Genomic DNA, 13510 nt, shown 5'->3' on the forward strand with positions numbered 1-13510 from the left:
CATATCTATAAAGCCGATATATTATAGCATATTTCTCCTCTGTTCGGAAGAGAAAAGCGCTCTTTTCCGGATTTTCCCGCTTTTTGATTTACAGATCTTCCGAAGAAGAAGGACGGAAAGAGATCTCCGTCAGAATCTCTCCCCGTCCTTCTCCAGGATATGCCACAGGAGCGCCTCGCAGCCCTCCTTTATATCATTGTAAGTCACATCAAAATTCCCGGTGTACCAGGGATCCGCGATATCTCTTGGCCGGTCCGAGAAATCCAGAAGCCGGTGCACCTTGTGATCCGGGTCCGAACCGATGATCCTATTCATATTCCGGATATTCCAGCTCTCCATACCGATCAGGTAATCGTAGTTCTCATAGTCTTTCTTTGTCATCTGCACAGCATACTTTCCTTTGGTGCTGATGCCAAACTCCCGCAGCTTCCGGGTTGTCCCCGGATGGACCGGGTTGCCGATCTCCTCCCGACTGGTGGCCGCCGAAGCGACGTGAAACCGGTCGCCCAGCCCCTGCTTTTGTACCATGTCGCGGAAGACGAACTCCGCCATGGGGGAACGGCAGATGTTGCCGTGGCAGACAAATAGTATTTTTATCATGTTCGCATTTCTCCTTATATGTTGGTTTTCCTCTGAAAAGTTGTAAAGTAGGTTGTAACACTTCCCCCATTTTACAACTTTTCAACTTACCTAGCTACATATCTTTTTGTATATCATCAAAGTCTACCTGCATATAAGTATTCAATGTCACATCGAGTTTTTTCTGCCAGCTTGCAGAGTTTCTCCTCCCACTGTAATTTGACACTTTGGAACCAACTTTTGACACTTTGAAAATTATTTTACTTAATATGGAATTCTAAAATAATCCAAATACGCTTTATATCGATCCTGTGCAGTCAGGCATGTATCTGTCAGATAGCCTTTTTCATTGTTCCATTCTTTCAATCCTCGATAATAGAATATTTTCATGCTATCTTCGATAATAAATGGGACAATATTATATTTCAGACATTCCTTGAACATAATCAGCCTGCCCACACGACCGTTACCGTCCTGAAACGGATGAATTCGCTCAAACTTTACGTGGAAGTCCAGAATATCTTCAAATGTCTTTTCTTCTTTTGCGTTATAAGCTGTCAGCAATGCTTTCATCTTACCGGCAACTTCTTCGGGTAGAACAGTATCCATCCCCCCTACTTCATTAGGCAATTTCTTATAATCCCCCACTGCAAACCAGTCTTTTCTGGAATCGCTGGTTCCGCTTTTCAAAGTCAGATGAAGCTCCTTAATAAACTTCTCAGTCAAAGCAGCTTTTGCATGATCAATGATCATATCAATGCATCGAAAATGATTTGACGTTTCAATCACATCATCTACGTTGATAACTTCATTTTCCACGCCAATGGTATTGGTTTCAAAAATATATCTGGTCTGATCATGGGTCAGACGACTTCCCTCAATATGGTTTGAGTTATACGTTAAATCAATTTGTGTTTTATGGTAAATACCGCCGGAATATTTACTTGCCTTTTGTTCCTGCAAGATATCCAGCAATGTGAGTGGTGGTTCTTTCTTTTTGTTGGAACGCTCTGGTTTTTCGGCATTCTCCGGAATATTCCAGGTCTTTCCGGTAAGAAAAGCCCCCTGCACACGCCCATGAGCACAATAGTTTCTCACACTGCGCTCCGATATATTCCATTTTTTTGCTATTTCAGTAACCGAACGGTATCGCATCTGCTTTCCTCCGTTATCAATCAAATAAAATACTACCTGCATCTATATTATAGTATATCATATTATCGGCAATAATTCCATCTGCCTTCTGTATTTCGCAATATGTTTTTGCCGTTTCCGGAAGTTTCAATTATCAAAACATATCATGGCTTGTTTTGCCAGCGTCCTATTATTCACCAATTTTCGATTATTAAAAATCACGCACACTTCATTCGTTTTTGTGTTCATATTTTATTAAGGTTATAGTGAATAGCTCTAATAAAAGTGGCGAAGTGCTTATCGTAACACTTCGCCGAAAGCCTAATCGGTTTGAGCATAATATGCTTGATTAGGTCTGCTTTAATATTTTATGCGCTTTAACTGAATTTAAACACTCAAATGTGATTTCCAATCTGTCGGCATATTCATTGCTGTAAAACTGAGCACACCACCATTATTCTGAAGCAGCTTATCCAATTCATTAACAAATAACATCCATTCTTCATCTGACGATCTCAGATATTTCATTGCCAGCAAAATCTGATATAACCCGTTATGTGCTGGTGCAGGTGTTACTTTATCAGCATTCAGAATTTCCGGTGTGGTATGTATTGTTCGATTATATATTCTAGAATTATGAGCACACATATTTCTCAACACAGAAACAGCTTGTACCCATGAAGAAAACATTTTCTTTGATGGAGTCACCAAATTTCCTTTTTTAGAGGTATACTGATAATTAGATGCCAAAATCGAATATGTACTGCCTGTCCCTGTTTTCAAATTTTTAATTATCTTTGATAATGTTCCAAAGGAAAGAACTTCCACAACTGCCCATACTGGCACCTCACCTTCATGATTATCAAAATTATGTTTGATGAACACATCGTTAGAACGTGCAATCTCTGATGCTATTGTGGACATATTCTGCCAGTACATTTTTTTCTCTTTAAAAATTGATGAATCCTGTAAGATTAAAGGATCTCCATGTATCAGTAATGCTTCTACTAATCGGACTCTCAATGCTATTTCAATTTTGGAAATCATTGAGAAAATCAGAGCCGATAATTCCTGATCAAATTGATACAATTTTAAAATATCTTCAAACTTTGTTCCCGGAAAATACTTCTTTGTAGCATTATCATATAAGTGGAACGAGTATCCACGCAAACGATAAAATCCAACTGATTTTAACGCCTTTTCTACGTCCTCACGAGAAGCAATTACCATTCCTGCATCAATATATGATTGTACCTGCTGTGCTATTGTTAATATTTGTTTTGGATATTGATACATAAAACACCCCATAAACAAAAAAGTCCCACCGGGTTGCGCATGAAAAAATCAGAGGCGTGGTGGGTTCTGTTACTATCAGTATACAACTTTTATTGCGGCTGTCAATATTCCTTTTCGAAAAAGAATACAAGCTCCCATTATTTTTTGCAGTACATACCCCATATTTCCTAATACGTCGTTCTTCTTCCAGCAGATCCAAATCTGGAATGTAGTAGTCTCCAACCAGAACATAATCAATCTCATTTTCTCTGATTCTATCCTTCCGCGGATTATCTCGGAATGCTATAGGCATCCAATTCTTTATTGAGCCCCTCCCGAAAATTTCAGTCAAAAACTGGCGGAAAATCACGGCTTCTGCACCGCCATTCCCCGCCGGCATATTTATTTACATGCATCTAAAATTCATACCTGAGCACAGCACAGTTTTCCACACCGAAAGCCGCGTACTCTGCATTGGTCATATCAAAGAAATACGACTGGACAACTCTGGCAATCCCGTTGTGGGCCACCAGGATATAGGTTTTCTCATCCGCCTCTTCCCGGATCTCATCCAGGAGATTGTAGACTCTCTGAGCCAGCTGCAGCATGGACTCACCGCTGCCATTGCGGCAGCAGAACTCTTCTTTTGCCTTCTTAAATTCTGCCCCATGACGGGAAGTGGACTCCCACTTTCCAAAGTTCTGCTCCTTCAGCCGAGGCTCCATCCTGGCCGGGATTCCGGTGATCTCCGAGATATGCCGGGCCGTCTCCGCCGCGCGGACAAGAGGCGAATACAAGATTTCATCTGCCCGGATTCCCTCTGCCACTATCTTTTTTCCGGTCTCAACAGCCTGCTGATGCCCCAGCTCCGTCAGCTCGATATCTGTGGCGCCGCAGATCTTGTCCTCCACGTTCCACACTGTCTGCCCATGCCGGACAAAATACACGCATCCCATACGACTCTATTTTACCTCCACCAGCTCAATCTGGAAATTCAGCTCTTTGCCTGCCATCTCATGGTTTGCGTCAAAAGTGATCGTTGTTTCTTCTTTTGCCGTCACCTTAACCGGAAAAGGCTGTCCGTACGGGTTGGTCAGGTACACCTGCTGCCCTACAACCAGGTCCTCGGAGCCCGGCATCTGTGCTATCTCAACAGTAAAGACAGCATTGGGATCCGGCATGCCGTAGGCCTCCTCCGGCATCAGGTGAACGTCCACTACCTGTCCCACTTCCATGTCAGCCACTGCCTGGTCAAATCCGCGGATCATCTGGCCTGCGCCGCAGACAAATTCCAGCGGTTCTCCGCGGTCATAGGATGAGTCAAACTGCGTTCCGTCATTGAAAGTACCCTTGTAGTGCGTGCGGCATGTCTTCCCCACATTGCGTCCGGTAATAGCTGGCCAAGAACCGCATCCGCCTCCACAGCTTTCTCCGCAGCCTCCGCCGCAGGAATGCCCTTCTTCATGGTCGCCGCAGCTGTGCTCCTCTCCGTGATGATGGTCACAGTTTGCTCCTGTGGAGACAAGCTCACCTTTTAAATAGGCTTCCACCACCTGATCTGTATTGCCTTCTGCGCCGGCGCACAGCTCCACGCCCGCCTCTTTCAGGGCTGCCTGCGCACCCTCGCCAATGCCTCCGCAGATCAGCACGTCTACAGACTGCTCTGCCAGAACGCCCGCCAGAGCGCCATGTCCTACGCCATTAGAGCTGATCACCTCGCTGGAGACCACTTTGCCGTCCTCTGTCTCGTATACTTTAAAAAACTCTGTCCTTCCAAAATGCTGAAATACATTTCCGTCATCGTAAGTTACTGCAATTTTCATTTTTCATCCCCATCTTTCTTCTTGATTTCACTGGTCGTGTATGTATTAGTATAGATTATCCGGAAAAAATCTTCAATACAGGCCGGCTTTTTCTACCGGATATTTCTCTGCACTTTTTACGGCAGTACTGCCGCCGGATGAAAATGCAGGTAATCTCCCGACACCAGCATGTACCGGACCCCCTGGAAATCTCCCCGGATACTGTCCCCGAAGCGGCTCTCCCCGTGACAGTGAGAGTACACAACCGCTGTTACACTGTACTCCTGTGCAATCTCTGTAAATGGCGAGGTTTGCTCCAGTATGTTGGTGGGCGGGTAATGCAGAAACATGATAAATTTCTTGTACCCGGCCTCTCGGGCCTGTGAAAAAGAACTTCGCAGGCGGGCCATCTCTCTTTCCACCAGTTTTCTTGCCTGCTCTTCCTTTTGTTCATCCCACCCCACAATTCGTCCCTGATGATCCAGGTAGAAGGGGCCCTCAAATGTATAGCCTTTTGTTCCCACCAGCGCGTAATCCTGATACACAGCAAAATTATTCTGGAGGAAAAACAGTTTCCCCCTGTATTCTTCATTCAGACGCTCTGTCTTTTTGGCGTCCCAGAACATATCATGGTTGCCCCGCAGGAGTATCTTACGGCCCGGGAACCTTTCAATAAACGCCAGATCCTCCCGGCAATCCGCCAGTTTTCTGCCCCAGGAATGATCGCCAGTGAGCACGAGTGTATCCTCCGGCTTCACGATCTGCCGGACATATTTCTCGATCTTTCGATCGTGATGTCTCCACACTTTCCCGAATTTATCCATTGATTTATCGCTTTGAAAGCTCAGATGCAGATCTCCCAATGCGTAAAGCGCCATGCAATCATGCCTCCTTTGCCTCTGCTTCCTGTCTCCTACAGGCCATTTCTGTAGACATCATTCATCACTGCCTGTGCCTGCTCCATCTCCTTCTTCTGCATGATCTGCTGCCTGTCGCTCAGGATAGCCAGCATCTCATCCACCAGATCCTCGATCCTGGGATTGCTGACCCGGTACAGATATGCCAGCATTCTGCCGGCAGTATAATCTGTGTTCATATGTTTATATGCGATTTCTGCGCAGAACTCTTTCGGATATCCCTTTTCCATCAGGATCCTGTACAGTTCTTTTGTTTTCTCTGACGCCATCGTCTCACACCTCCAGTTTTTCAAACCGGTATGTCTGTTTTACATCCGGATATTTTTCCCGGTCCACCCTGCTCATGAACATGCCATAAGGCCGGGCGCAGATCTTAAACGGTGCATACAGCGCCTGATAGATCACCAGACGCTCTCCGGTCTCCGTGTGCTGCGCAAAGGCCAGCACCTTATACAGATACTCGGAGGTCTCATCAGACACCCACTCTCTCTTGAAGTGGCGCACAATATCGCCCACCTGGATATCACGTTCTTCCCCTTTCTCCTCGGTCGGTTCCGGCTCTGTGTCCAGCTCCATATATTCATCCTTATCCAGAGAAACCGGGATCCCCGATTTCCCTATAATATGCACACCCCCGTACCAGGTACCGGAAATCTCAAAGATGTCGCCAATCTCATACTCTGCATTGTATGCATCATTCTTCCTGATCACTCTGATCCTTGCCATAGCATCCTCCCTTATGTAAAATTTCTTTATTCAGCTGCACGCTGCCCGCACGCAAATACCAGGATCCGCTCCCGCACATCTCCGCCCGGAAACAGGTCCCTGCAATCAATCTCGTCCAGGAAGTCCAGTTCATCCACTGTCATCAGATAGGACACATATTCATCTGACGGGTAGTAGAAAAACAGCAGGATTTCCCTTGGTGCCTCATACCAGGACTTCCGTATGCGGCCCATGACTTTGCGCAGGATTTCCAGTGAAAAAGGATTGAAAAAATAAATCCGATCCACTTTATCCGGCACGGCAAAATGCTCTGCATCTGCCAGTACAAACTCTGTCCTGTCCGACTGGACCGCCGTCTCCTGATTAGTCACAGCTTTTTCCAGCATCCTCCTGTCATACTCAACGCCAATGCTCCTGCACCTTGTCTGCCAGGACAGGAAAAAATCCGCCCTGCCTTTGCCGCACCCATAATCCAGCACGGTGTTCCCCTTTCGGATATAACCCGCATTTGCCAGCCTCTCCAGCACGGAGTAGGGAGTTGGCTCGTAAGGATACCGGTATTGGTCCGCCTGGGAGTCATCCCGCCCTGTTGTCCGGATATGTAAAAATCTGTCCCATTTGTCTTCTTCCATGCCCATACTCTACAACTCCTGGTAGACAACTTTCCCGTTTTTCATCTCTGACTTCATAAGAGACACGCTCTCTACAGTCATCTCCGCCCTGGGGAGATGGACCTGGTAAGGCTTTTTAGCAGAAACTTTCCGGATCAGGGTAATGTGCGGGACAAATTTGTCATTTTCAAAAGGTACGCCGTTCTCCCTGAGCGCATCCCGCAGCTCTTTTACATACGTCTTCAGCTTTTGGTTTCCTTTTACTCCCGCCCACAGGATATTTCCAAAATTCCCCTTTTCCGAAAGCGCCAGCCGGAAGCTGGGAAGGGGCACCTTACTGATGACTTCCTTCACTTTTCCCGGGTCATCATACTCCCCGATGAAAGCCAGGGTCATATGCAGGTTCCGGGCAGGGACATAATTCCCCTCCACCCCCCGCTTTTTGAGATCATGCATACAGGCAACAAGGGATTTCTGCATACCATCTGAGAGGCGGATAGCGATAAACAGTCTCATAAAATGCACTTCCTTTCTGTCTGTGTTTTTTCTATGGTGCAGCCACTTTGCCTCCCCAGCTCCCAGAAAGCCACTGCGCTGGCCGCCGCCACATTCAGGGAATCCACGCCATGACTCATGGGGATCTTGATGGTGTAATCGGAGGCTGCTATGGTCGCGTCCTGCAGCCCTTCACCTTCTGTCCCCAGGATGACCGCCAGCTTGTCTTCTGACCGCAGAGCAGGCGCGTCAATGTCCACGGACTCGTCATGGAGCGCCATAGAGGCCGTAGCAAATCCAAGGCTCTTCAGATAGGCCATGCCCTCCTCCGGCCATCTCCCCGCCTCTTCTTCACTGAGGAATGTCCAGGGGATCTGAAAGACGGTGCCCATACTGACCCGGATGGCTCTGCGGTAGAGCGGGTTGCTGCATCCGGGAGTAAGAAGGACTGCATCCATGTGGAGGGCAGCGGCTGAACGGATGATGGCGCCCACATTGGTGGGATTCATAACATTTTCCAGAACAGCGATGCGCTTTGCCTCCCGGCACAGCTCTTCCACTCGGGGCAGAGGTCTCCGGTGCATGGCACAGAGGAGGCCCCGGGTCAGCTTGTACCCGGTGAGCCGGGTCAGCACCTCGAAGGGAGCCGTGTACACCGGTATGCCCGAACACCTGTCGATCACTTCCGCTGCTTCACCCTTTATATTCCTGTCTTCCGTCAGAATGGACACAGGTTCATACCCTGCATCCAGTGCCCGCATAACTACTTTGGGGCTCTCTGCAATAAAGAGCCCTTCTTCCGGCTTGTCTTTATTCAAAAGCTGAGCCTCTGTCAGTCTGGCATAGACATCCAGCGCCTCTGCATTAAAATCTGTGATTTCTATCAAATTCCCCATATTTGTATATCTCCTTGCTGTCCTTGTTTTCACTTGCCTTTCTGAACGCTCTAAAAAAAGAACAAAATGGCTGCCTGGGACACCAAAAGTATCGGAATCACTCGGAACAAGGGCTTCCTTGTCTTGTGATGAAACAGATACATGCCTGCCAGCGCACCAGCCGAGCCGCCGATAAGAGCCAGTCCCAGCAAAGTCGCTTCCGAAATCCGGTATTTGTTCCTGACAGCTCTCCTTTTATCCACTCCAAATGCTACAAATGTAACAAAATTGACCAGGACGAGATAACAGACTGTCCAGTTAAAATCCTGCATAGTTTCTTCCCTTTCTGTATAAGCGAAAGGCCCGGAAATGCACGGACATTCCGGACCATTTTGTTTTTCTTATTTTGTTGGTCATCATCCCAGCAGGTCACGCACCATGGAGGCGTCAAATGTCACAGACTTTACATGATCCACTTCGATCTGATACAGCGCATTGGCGGCAATGTGCTCAGCAGCCTGCTCCAGATCACGGATCCCGCTGGTGTTTCTGTGCAGGTCAATGACAGCCTCCAGTCCGTCCGGTGTCAGGCTGCATTCACTTTTCTCCATTCCGATCCTGCGCAGGACTTTCGGGAGCGCGTACTCCGAGAAAATGACTTTCTTCTCCTCCGGAGTATAGTCCGGTATCTCAATAACGGCAAACCTGGACATGAGAGGTGCGCTGATCTGATCTTTCTCATTGGCAGTGGCAATAGGATACACGCCCACTGTCGGGATCATACACTCAATATAGTTATCCGTAAATCCCAGATTATCCAGCAGCGTCAAAAGTACATCTGCAGGATTTCCATTTCCCTTTCCTGCTGCCGCCTTATCCAGTTCGTTTATAATGAAGACCAGATTGGACTCGCCAGCCATGGAAAAGGCATCCATAATAATTCCCGGCTTTGCATTGGCATAGATCCTGGAACTTCCGGTGAGCTGCTCCGGATCGTTGATCGAACTCATATCCAAGGTCGTCCATGGCAGTTTTAAGATCCGCGCTACAGCGTAGGCGATCTGGGATTTTCCGGTTCCTGCGGGCCCGATCAGCAGAAGGCCGTAAGCTGGCAGTGTGTGGGTCCGGTTGATCTGGATAATCGTCTCAATGATCCGCTGTTTCACCTGCTCCATGCCGTAGAGCTCCTCGTCCAGGATCCGGCGGGCCTCCACGGGATCGATAGACTCAAAATAGTTTCCCTTCCACTGGATGTTCATCATAATAGAGAGCGCTCTCTGGGCGTGCCGCCGCTCCTCTGCAGACACTTCATTGGACCGCGCGACAGCCAGGTTTCTCCTGGCCCAGAGGCGGATATTATCCGGCAGTGTCCGGCCTGCGCAGTTCATAAAATCCGTAATGCTCTGGATGCTGGTCAGCTTCATGCTGTCACCTGCCTCCTCCTCGTCCTCTCCGGGTTCTTCTTCTGAGGGAGCGTCGCTGGAGAGCAGCCGCTCGATCATAAACTGCAGAAAACCATCTTCTGCTGAGAGTTTGGAGCCTCCCCCAAACGCGATCTCACGGATCTTGTACACCGCATAAGTGTCCTCCTTGATCACACCGGAGAGACGCACGTTAATATGATTTTCTCCCAGCCATTTCAGCAGGCTCACAAAGCGGGCATCGATCCGCAGGATGTCTGCGCTGACTGTGCCTTCCTCCGTCTTAAACTCAAAGGCGGTCTTTCTCACCGGGTTTGTAAAAGCCCCATTTGAGTGGTGCTTCAGCTGTCCGGCTCTGTTGTCCAGCACGAGCACGGGGTGATCCGGTCCTGCCTGAGAGTGACTGGAATAAAAAACTGTATAAGTACACTGGGGAGCTTTTGACTCCTCCGGCGTGTTATTAAAATCAAATACTGGCATAGTGTCCCCCTGTCTTTTCTGTTGATTTTCTTACAGTTTACCATATCGAACTGCAGAGCACAATCTGACATTGTCAATAAAAAGCATCTGTATTTTAGCTTTCTATTTTGCCGGCGCAGCGCCTTCCGAGATCCATTCCTGGACAAGGCTGACACTCTCTTTAAGCGCCCTTGCAATCTGTTCCACCGGCATCCCCATCTCAGCCAGAGAACATGCACTTTCGTGCTTCGCCTCCATTTTCCCCTCTATCCTTCCTTCTTCTCTTCCGCGCTGCTCAATTCTGTCTGTAATATCACACATAAGCTCCAATCCTCCTTCTTCACATTTCAGATATCTGACCCGCCTGGACAGATCGCCCTGGCTGTCATCCTCTGGATCTCCACGGCATACAGATTGCCTTCCAGATCCTCCGCAAACACATCAGGTCTGGCCCCTCTTGAGACAGCTCTGGAAATGCTGTACTGGGTCTTCACCTGGCACAGACAAAGCTTTTGTCTCCCTGTCAGTATCCTGAGCACATGCTGGCAGGCTGGTATGTCCTTCAATACCACAGAGGCAAAGACATCACTCAGGAGCGTAAAGCTCTGAATTTCCTGCAGATGCCTTTCACGGCCAGCGAGCCTGTTCTTTTCACTCTCTGCTGTGTAACTGGAAATAAAAGCATTGAGATTTCTTTTAGATCTTCTTAGAGATATCAGATACGGCGGAAAATGCCGGGAGAAAAGCTTCCAGAAATGTAATGCTTTATGTATCTACCCTAACACAAAACCGGAAAAGTTTCCATAACATTCCGGCATTTTTTACTGTCACTCCCTCTCAGAAGCCCCGACACTTCTGTTCCACAAGCCCCTCGGGGATTGACTTGCCCCTGTCGGTGTGCTATTCTTGGGTAAGTAAATCAAATACACGCAGGTGCCCTGTCCTCTTGCAATAACAAAAAGGCAGGGATAATAGGGAAACAGGTGAAAATCCTGTACGGTCCCGCCGCTGTAAGGAGGGAGTAGCCTTTATCAGCCACTGTGTCCGCGAATGCCAGGTACATGGGAAGGCAAAGGCTGTATAGATCTCCGAGTCAGAAGACCTGCCTGCTTGTAGGAACTGCCGTCTGTCACGGAGTATGATGTGAGGTATGGAAGCGAAAGACAGATTCCATGGATCTGCCTGTGTGTTTTTAGTGCCCCTGTCGTGATCCCGGCAGGGGCATTTATCTGATGCAGGCGTACAGCGCCATAGTATCACACCATACATTTGAAGGAGGATCCATATATTATGACTCGCACATCTATGACTCACCGGGAAAAGCTGCTGGTAGCTCTGTCCGGCATATTCGCCTTGTCCTTTGCGGCGGCGCCCCAGGCAAAGGCCATGCACATTATGGAGGGATATCTGCCGGGCGGTTTCTGCATCGCCTGGGGCCTCTTGTGTCTTCCCTTTTTACTGGCAGGCTTTTTCTCCATCCGAAAAACCATACAGGAAAACCGCAAGGCGCTGATCCTGCTGGCCATGTCCGGAGCTTTTATCTTCGTGATCTCCTCACTGAAGATTCCCTCTGTCACCGGAAGCTGCTCCCACATGACAGGAACCGGGCTGGGCGCTATCCTCTTCAGTCCCTCCTGCGTCAGCATACTGGGTATCATCGTCCTTCTGTTCCAGGCCATTCTGCTGGCCCACGGGGGACTGACCACTCTGGGTGCAAACACCTTCTCCATGGCCATCGCAGGCCCTTTTCTCGCCTGGGGACTGTACGCTCTTCTGAAGAGGCTGAAAGTCAACCGGAGAGTGTCCATTTTCCTGGCGGCAGCCCTCGGCGACCTCTTCACCTACTGTGTCACCAGTCTGCAGCTTGCCCTGGCCTACCCTTCTCAGGAGGGAGGGATCGCCGCCTCTGCCGTAAAATTCCTGGGCGTCTTTGCTCCCACCCAGCTCCCGCTGGCCATCATCGAGGGAATCCTCACCGTGGTCATTGTCATCGCACTGGAATCCTACGCAGAGCCGGAACTGAAACTGATCGGTTATTACAAGGAGGCAAAATAAGATGAAAAAAAGGCACATGAGCAAAAATACAAAAACTGTACTTATTCTCCTTGTCATCGCCGCTCTCATAGCCATCGTTCCTCTCTTTGCAAGAAAGGGAGCATCCTTTGGTGGATCTGACGACGCAGGCAGCGTCATGGTAGAAGAAGTCAGAGGGGAGGAATATGAGCCCTGGTTCACACCTGTCCTCGAAGATCTTCTGGGCGGAGAACTGCCGGGTGAGGTGGAAAGCCTGCTCTTCTGCATCCAGACCGGCATCGGCGTGGGGATCATCGCCTTCTTCATGGGACGCCTTGTAGAGCGAAAAAAATGGATGAACAAGTACAAAGAAGAGGAGCAGGATAAAAAGGAGAATACAGACTATGCTGGAGATTGATAAACTCTGCTATACATCCAGACTGCGATACGTAAATGCCGGGGAAAAGTGTTTCTTTTCCCTGGCTTCTGTCATACTCTGCATTGTCAGCCGTTCCATACCAGCCGCCCTTCTCCTCCTTCTGGCCTCCACATACCTGACAGTCCAAAGAGGAGGCATTTTTCTTGGCAGATGGCTGAAATATCTGACCCTGCCCCTGTTTTTTCTCCTCCTTAGCACAGGCGCCATCCTGATCAATATTTCCCAGGTTCCCCTGGATGCCTTCGCCCTGCCGGTGGGCTCACTCTATCTGACAGGGAGCCGGGAAGGTGTGTTTCAGGCCGTGCAGCTGATCCTGACTGCCCTGGCCTGTGTGTCCGCCCTTTTCTTCCTGTCTTTCAACACACCCATGACAGACATCCTGGCCGTGCTGGAGTCCTGCCGCCTGCCCCGCCTTCTCATCGAGCTTATGATGCTCACCTACCGGTTCATTTTCCTCCTTCTGGAAAACGCCTCCTCCATGCTTCTTTCCCAGAACGCCAGGCTTGGAAATAAAGATCTGCGCACAAGCCTTAAATCCCGTGGGCTCCTGGCCTCCATGCTCTTCATCCGCGCCATGAGGCAGGCCGGCTCTCTCTACGACGCCATGGAGTCCCGCTGCTACGACGGTCAGATCCGGGTACTGCGCGAACATCAGCCTCCCCGCCGGGGAGAGATCCTCTGTATCGCAGCCTTTGAACTGCTGCTCCTCCTTCTGGCCCTGCTGCCCTCCGCAGCCCCAGCCGGTTGGATCATGTAGAAAGGAA

Annotated in this window: 18 protein-coding genes and 1 riboswitch; of the genes, 3 read left to right on the forward strand and 15 right to left on the reverse strand. The window is 48.9% G+C overall.

Annotated elements, in window-relative coordinates; translation table 11 throughout:
• Positions 1-129: 129 nt before the first annotated feature.
• The 15 genes from INF30_RS03310 to INF30_RS03385 all read right to left on the reverse strand — a co-directional run bounded on the left by INF30_RS03310 (position 130) and on the right by INF30_RS03385 (position 10866).
• A complete protein-coding gene (locus INF30_RS03310) occupies positions 130-600 on the reverse strand; it encodes a low molecular weight protein-tyrosine-phosphatase (RefSeq protein WP_226394225.1) in 471 nt (156 codons plus the stop codon).
• A 243-nt stretch (positions 601-843) separates the two neighbouring features.
• Positions 844-1734, reverse strand: a complete 891-nt coding sequence (locus tag INF30_RS03315) for a Fic family protein (protein ID WP_226394481.1) — start codon at positions 1732-1734, stop codon at positions 844-846.
• A 366-nt stretch (positions 1735-2100) separates the two neighbouring features.
• Positions 2101-3009 (reverse strand): Abi family protein, encoded by a 909-nt coding sequence (locus tag INF30_RS03320; RefSeq protein WP_226394226.1) that lies wholly within the window; start codon positions 3007-3009, stop codon positions 2101-2103.
• A 395-nt stretch (positions 3010-3404) separates the two neighbouring features.
• Positions 3405-3944 carry a histidine phosphatase family protein gene (locus tag INF30_RS03330; protein ID WP_076778591.1) on the reverse strand — a complete coding sequence of 180 codons (540 nt, stop codon included), beginning with the start codon at positions 3942-3944 and terminating at the stop codon, positions 3405-3407.
• Between the two features lie 6 nt (positions 3945-3950).
• Positions 3951-4811: an FKBP-type peptidyl-prolyl cis-trans isomerase gene (locus INF30_RS03335; RefSeq protein WP_076778593.1), complete on the reverse strand. Its 861-nt coding sequence runs from the start codon at positions 4809-4811 to the stop codon at positions 3951-3953.
• Between the two features lie 116 nt (positions 4812-4927).
• Positions 4928-5668 carry a metallophosphoesterase gene (locus tag INF30_RS03340; RefSeq protein WP_226394227.1) on the reverse strand — a complete coding sequence of 247 codons (741 nt, stop codon included), beginning with the start codon at positions 5666-5668 and terminating at the stop codon, positions 4928-4930.
• Between the two features lie 35 nt (positions 5669-5703).
• Positions 5704-5976 carry a hypothetical protein gene (locus INF30_RS03345; RefSeq protein WP_076778598.1) on the reverse strand — a complete coding sequence of 91 codons (273 nt, stop codon included), beginning with the start codon at positions 5974-5976 and terminating at the stop codon, positions 5704-5706.
• Between the two features lie 4 nt (positions 5977-5980).
• Positions 5981-6433, reverse strand: a complete 453-nt coding sequence (locus tag INF30_RS03350) for a DUF1653 domain-containing protein (protein WP_076778600.1) — start codon at positions 6431-6433, stop codon at positions 5981-5983.
• 26 nt (positions 6434-6459) lie between these two features.
• Complete coding sequence (locus INF30_RS03355) at positions 6460-7071, reverse strand: class I SAM-dependent methyltransferase (protein WP_226394228.1); 612 nt, start codon at positions 7069-7071, stop codon at positions 6460-6462.
• Positions 7072-7074: 3 nt separating this feature from the next.
• Positions 7075-7560, reverse strand: a complete 486-nt coding sequence (thpR, locus tag INF30_RS03360) for an RNA 2',3'-cyclic phosphodiesterase (protein ID WP_226394229.1) — start codon at positions 7558-7560, stop codon at positions 7075-7077.
• Positions 7557-8435: a TrmH family RNA methyltransferase gene (locus INF30_RS03365; protein ID WP_226394230.1), complete on the reverse strand. Its 879-nt coding sequence runs from the start codon at positions 8433-8435 to the stop codon at positions 7557-7559. Before INF30_RS03365 ends, thpR begins: the two co-directional genes overlap by 4 nt.
• Positions 8436-8485: 50 nt before the next feature.
• Complete coding sequence (locus INF30_RS03370) at positions 8486-8746, reverse strand: DUF1294 domain-containing protein (protein WP_226394231.1); 261 nt, start codon at positions 8744-8746, stop codon at positions 8486-8488.
• An 84-nt stretch (positions 8747-8830) separates the two neighbouring features.
• On the reverse strand, positions 8831-10315 hold the full coding sequence (locus INF30_RS03375) for an AAA family ATPase (protein ID WP_226394232.1): 1485 nt from the start codon (positions 10313-10315) through the stop codon (positions 8831-8833).
• Positions 10316-10417: 102 nt separating this feature from the next.
• Positions 10418-10615, reverse strand: coding sequence for a hypothetical protein (locus INF30_RS03380; RefSeq protein ID WP_226394233.1), 198 nt, complete (start codon positions 10613-10615; stop codon positions 10418-10420).
• Between the two features lie 26 nt (positions 10616-10641).
• Positions 10642-10866, reverse strand: a complete 225-nt coding sequence (locus tag INF30_RS03385) for a hypothetical protein (protein WP_226394234.1) — start codon at positions 10864-10866, stop codon at positions 10642-10644.
• Between the two features lie 342 nt (positions 10867-11208).
• A riboswitch (cobalamin riboswitch) is annotated at positions 11209-11418 on the forward strand.
• A 181-nt stretch (positions 11419-11599) separates the two neighbouring features.
• Between INF30_RS03385 and INF30_RS03390 the strand changes: the two genes are divergently transcribed.
• From INF30_RS03390 to cbiQ, 3 genes are read left to right on the forward strand one after another with little or no spacing between them, the layout of a single operon-like run.
• Positions 11600-12349 carry an energy-coupling factor ABC transporter permease gene (locus tag INF30_RS03390; protein WP_226394482.1) on the forward strand — a complete coding sequence of 250 codons (750 nt, stop codon included), beginning with the start codon at positions 11600-11602 and terminating at the stop codon, positions 12347-12349.
• Positions 12350-12365: 16 nt separating this feature from the next.
• Entirely contained in the window at positions 12366-12725 is a 360-nt protein-coding gene (locus INF30_RS03395; RefSeq protein WP_226394483.1) for an energy-coupling factor ABC transporter substrate-binding protein, read from the forward strand.
• Positions 12712-13503, forward strand: a complete 792-nt coding sequence (gene cbiQ / locus INF30_RS03400) for a cobalt ECF transporter T component CbiQ (RefSeq protein ID WP_226394235.1) — start codon at positions 12712-12714, stop codon at positions 13501-13503. The genes INF30_RS03395 and cbiQ overlap by 14 nt, the downstream gene beginning before the upstream one ends.
• Positions 13504-13510: the final 7 nt, after the last annotated feature.

Origin of the sequence: Claveliimonas monacensis, assembly GCF_014982975.1 — a bacterium.
GTDB lineage: Bacteria > Bacillota > Clostridia > Lachnospirales > Lachnospiraceae > Claveliimonas > Claveliimonas monacensis.

Excerpts from the sequence above, each read along its gene's own strand:
- INF30_RS03370 (WP_226394231.1), bottom strand. The coding sequence starts at position 8,746 with ATGCAGGATTTTAACTGGACAGTCTGTTATCTCGTCCTGGTCAATTTT.
- INF30_RS03380 (WP_226394233.1), bottom strand. The coding sequence starts at position 10,615 with ATGTGTGATATTACAGACAGAATTGAGCAGCGCGGAAGAGAAGAAGGA.
- INF30_RS03335 (WP_076778593.1), bottom strand. The coding sequence starts at position 4,811 with ATGAAAATTGCAGTAACTTACGATGACGGAAATGTATTTCAGCATTTT.
- INF30_RS03320 (WP_226394226.1), bottom strand. The coding sequence starts at position 3,009 with ATGTATCAATATCCAAAACAAATATTAACAATAGCACAGCAGGTACAA.
- thpR (WP_226394229.1), bottom strand. The coding sequence starts at position 7,560 with ATGAGACTGTTTATCGCTATCCGCCTCTCAGATGGTATGCAGAAATCC.
- INF30_RS03345 (WP_076778598.1), bottom strand. The coding sequence starts at position 5,976 with ATGGCGTCAGAGAAAACAAAAGAACTGTACAGGATCCTGATGGAAAAG.
- INF30_RS03330 (WP_076778591.1), bottom strand. The coding sequence starts at position 3,944 with ATGGGATGCGTGTATTTTGTCCGGCATGGGCAGACAGTGTGGAACGTG.
- INF30_RS03310 (WP_226394225.1), bottom strand. The coding sequence starts at position 600 with ATGATAAAAATACTATTTGTCTGCCACGGCAACATCTGCCGTTCCCCC.
- INF30_RS03340 (WP_226394227.1), bottom strand. The coding sequence starts at position 5,668 with ATGGCGCTTTACGCATTGGGAGATCTGCATCTGAGCTTTCAAAGCGAT.
- INF30_RS03390 (WP_226394482.1), top strand. The coding sequence starts at position 11,600 with ATGACTCACCGGGAAAAGCTGCTGGTAGCTCTGTCCGGCATATTCGCC.
- INF30_RS03350 (WP_076778600.1), bottom strand. The coding sequence starts at position 6,433 with ATGGCAAGGATCAGAGTGATCAGGAAGAATGATGCATACAATGCAGAG.
- INF30_RS03395 (WP_226394483.1), top strand. The coding sequence starts at position 12,366 with ATGAGCAAAAATACAAAAACTGTACTTATTCTCCTTGTCATCGCCGCT.
- INF30_RS03365 (WP_226394230.1), bottom strand. The coding sequence starts at position 8,435 with ATGGGGAATTTGATAGAAATCACAGATTTTAATGCAGAGGCGCTGGAT.
- INF30_RS03375 (WP_226394232.1), bottom strand. The coding sequence starts at position 10,315 with ATGCCAGTATTTGATTTTAATAACACGCCGGAGGAGTCAAAAGCTCCC.
- INF30_RS03355 (WP_226394228.1), bottom strand. The coding sequence starts at position 7,071 with ATGGGCATGGAAGAAGACAAATGGGACAGATTTTTACATATCCGGACA.
- cbiQ (WP_226394235.1), top strand. The coding sequence starts at position 12,712 with ATGCTGGAGATTGATAAACTCTGCTATACATCCAGACTGCGATACGTA.
- INF30_RS03315 (WP_226394481.1), bottom strand. The coding sequence starts at position 1,734 with ATGCGATACCGTTCGGTTACTGAAATAGCAAAAAAATGGAATATATCG.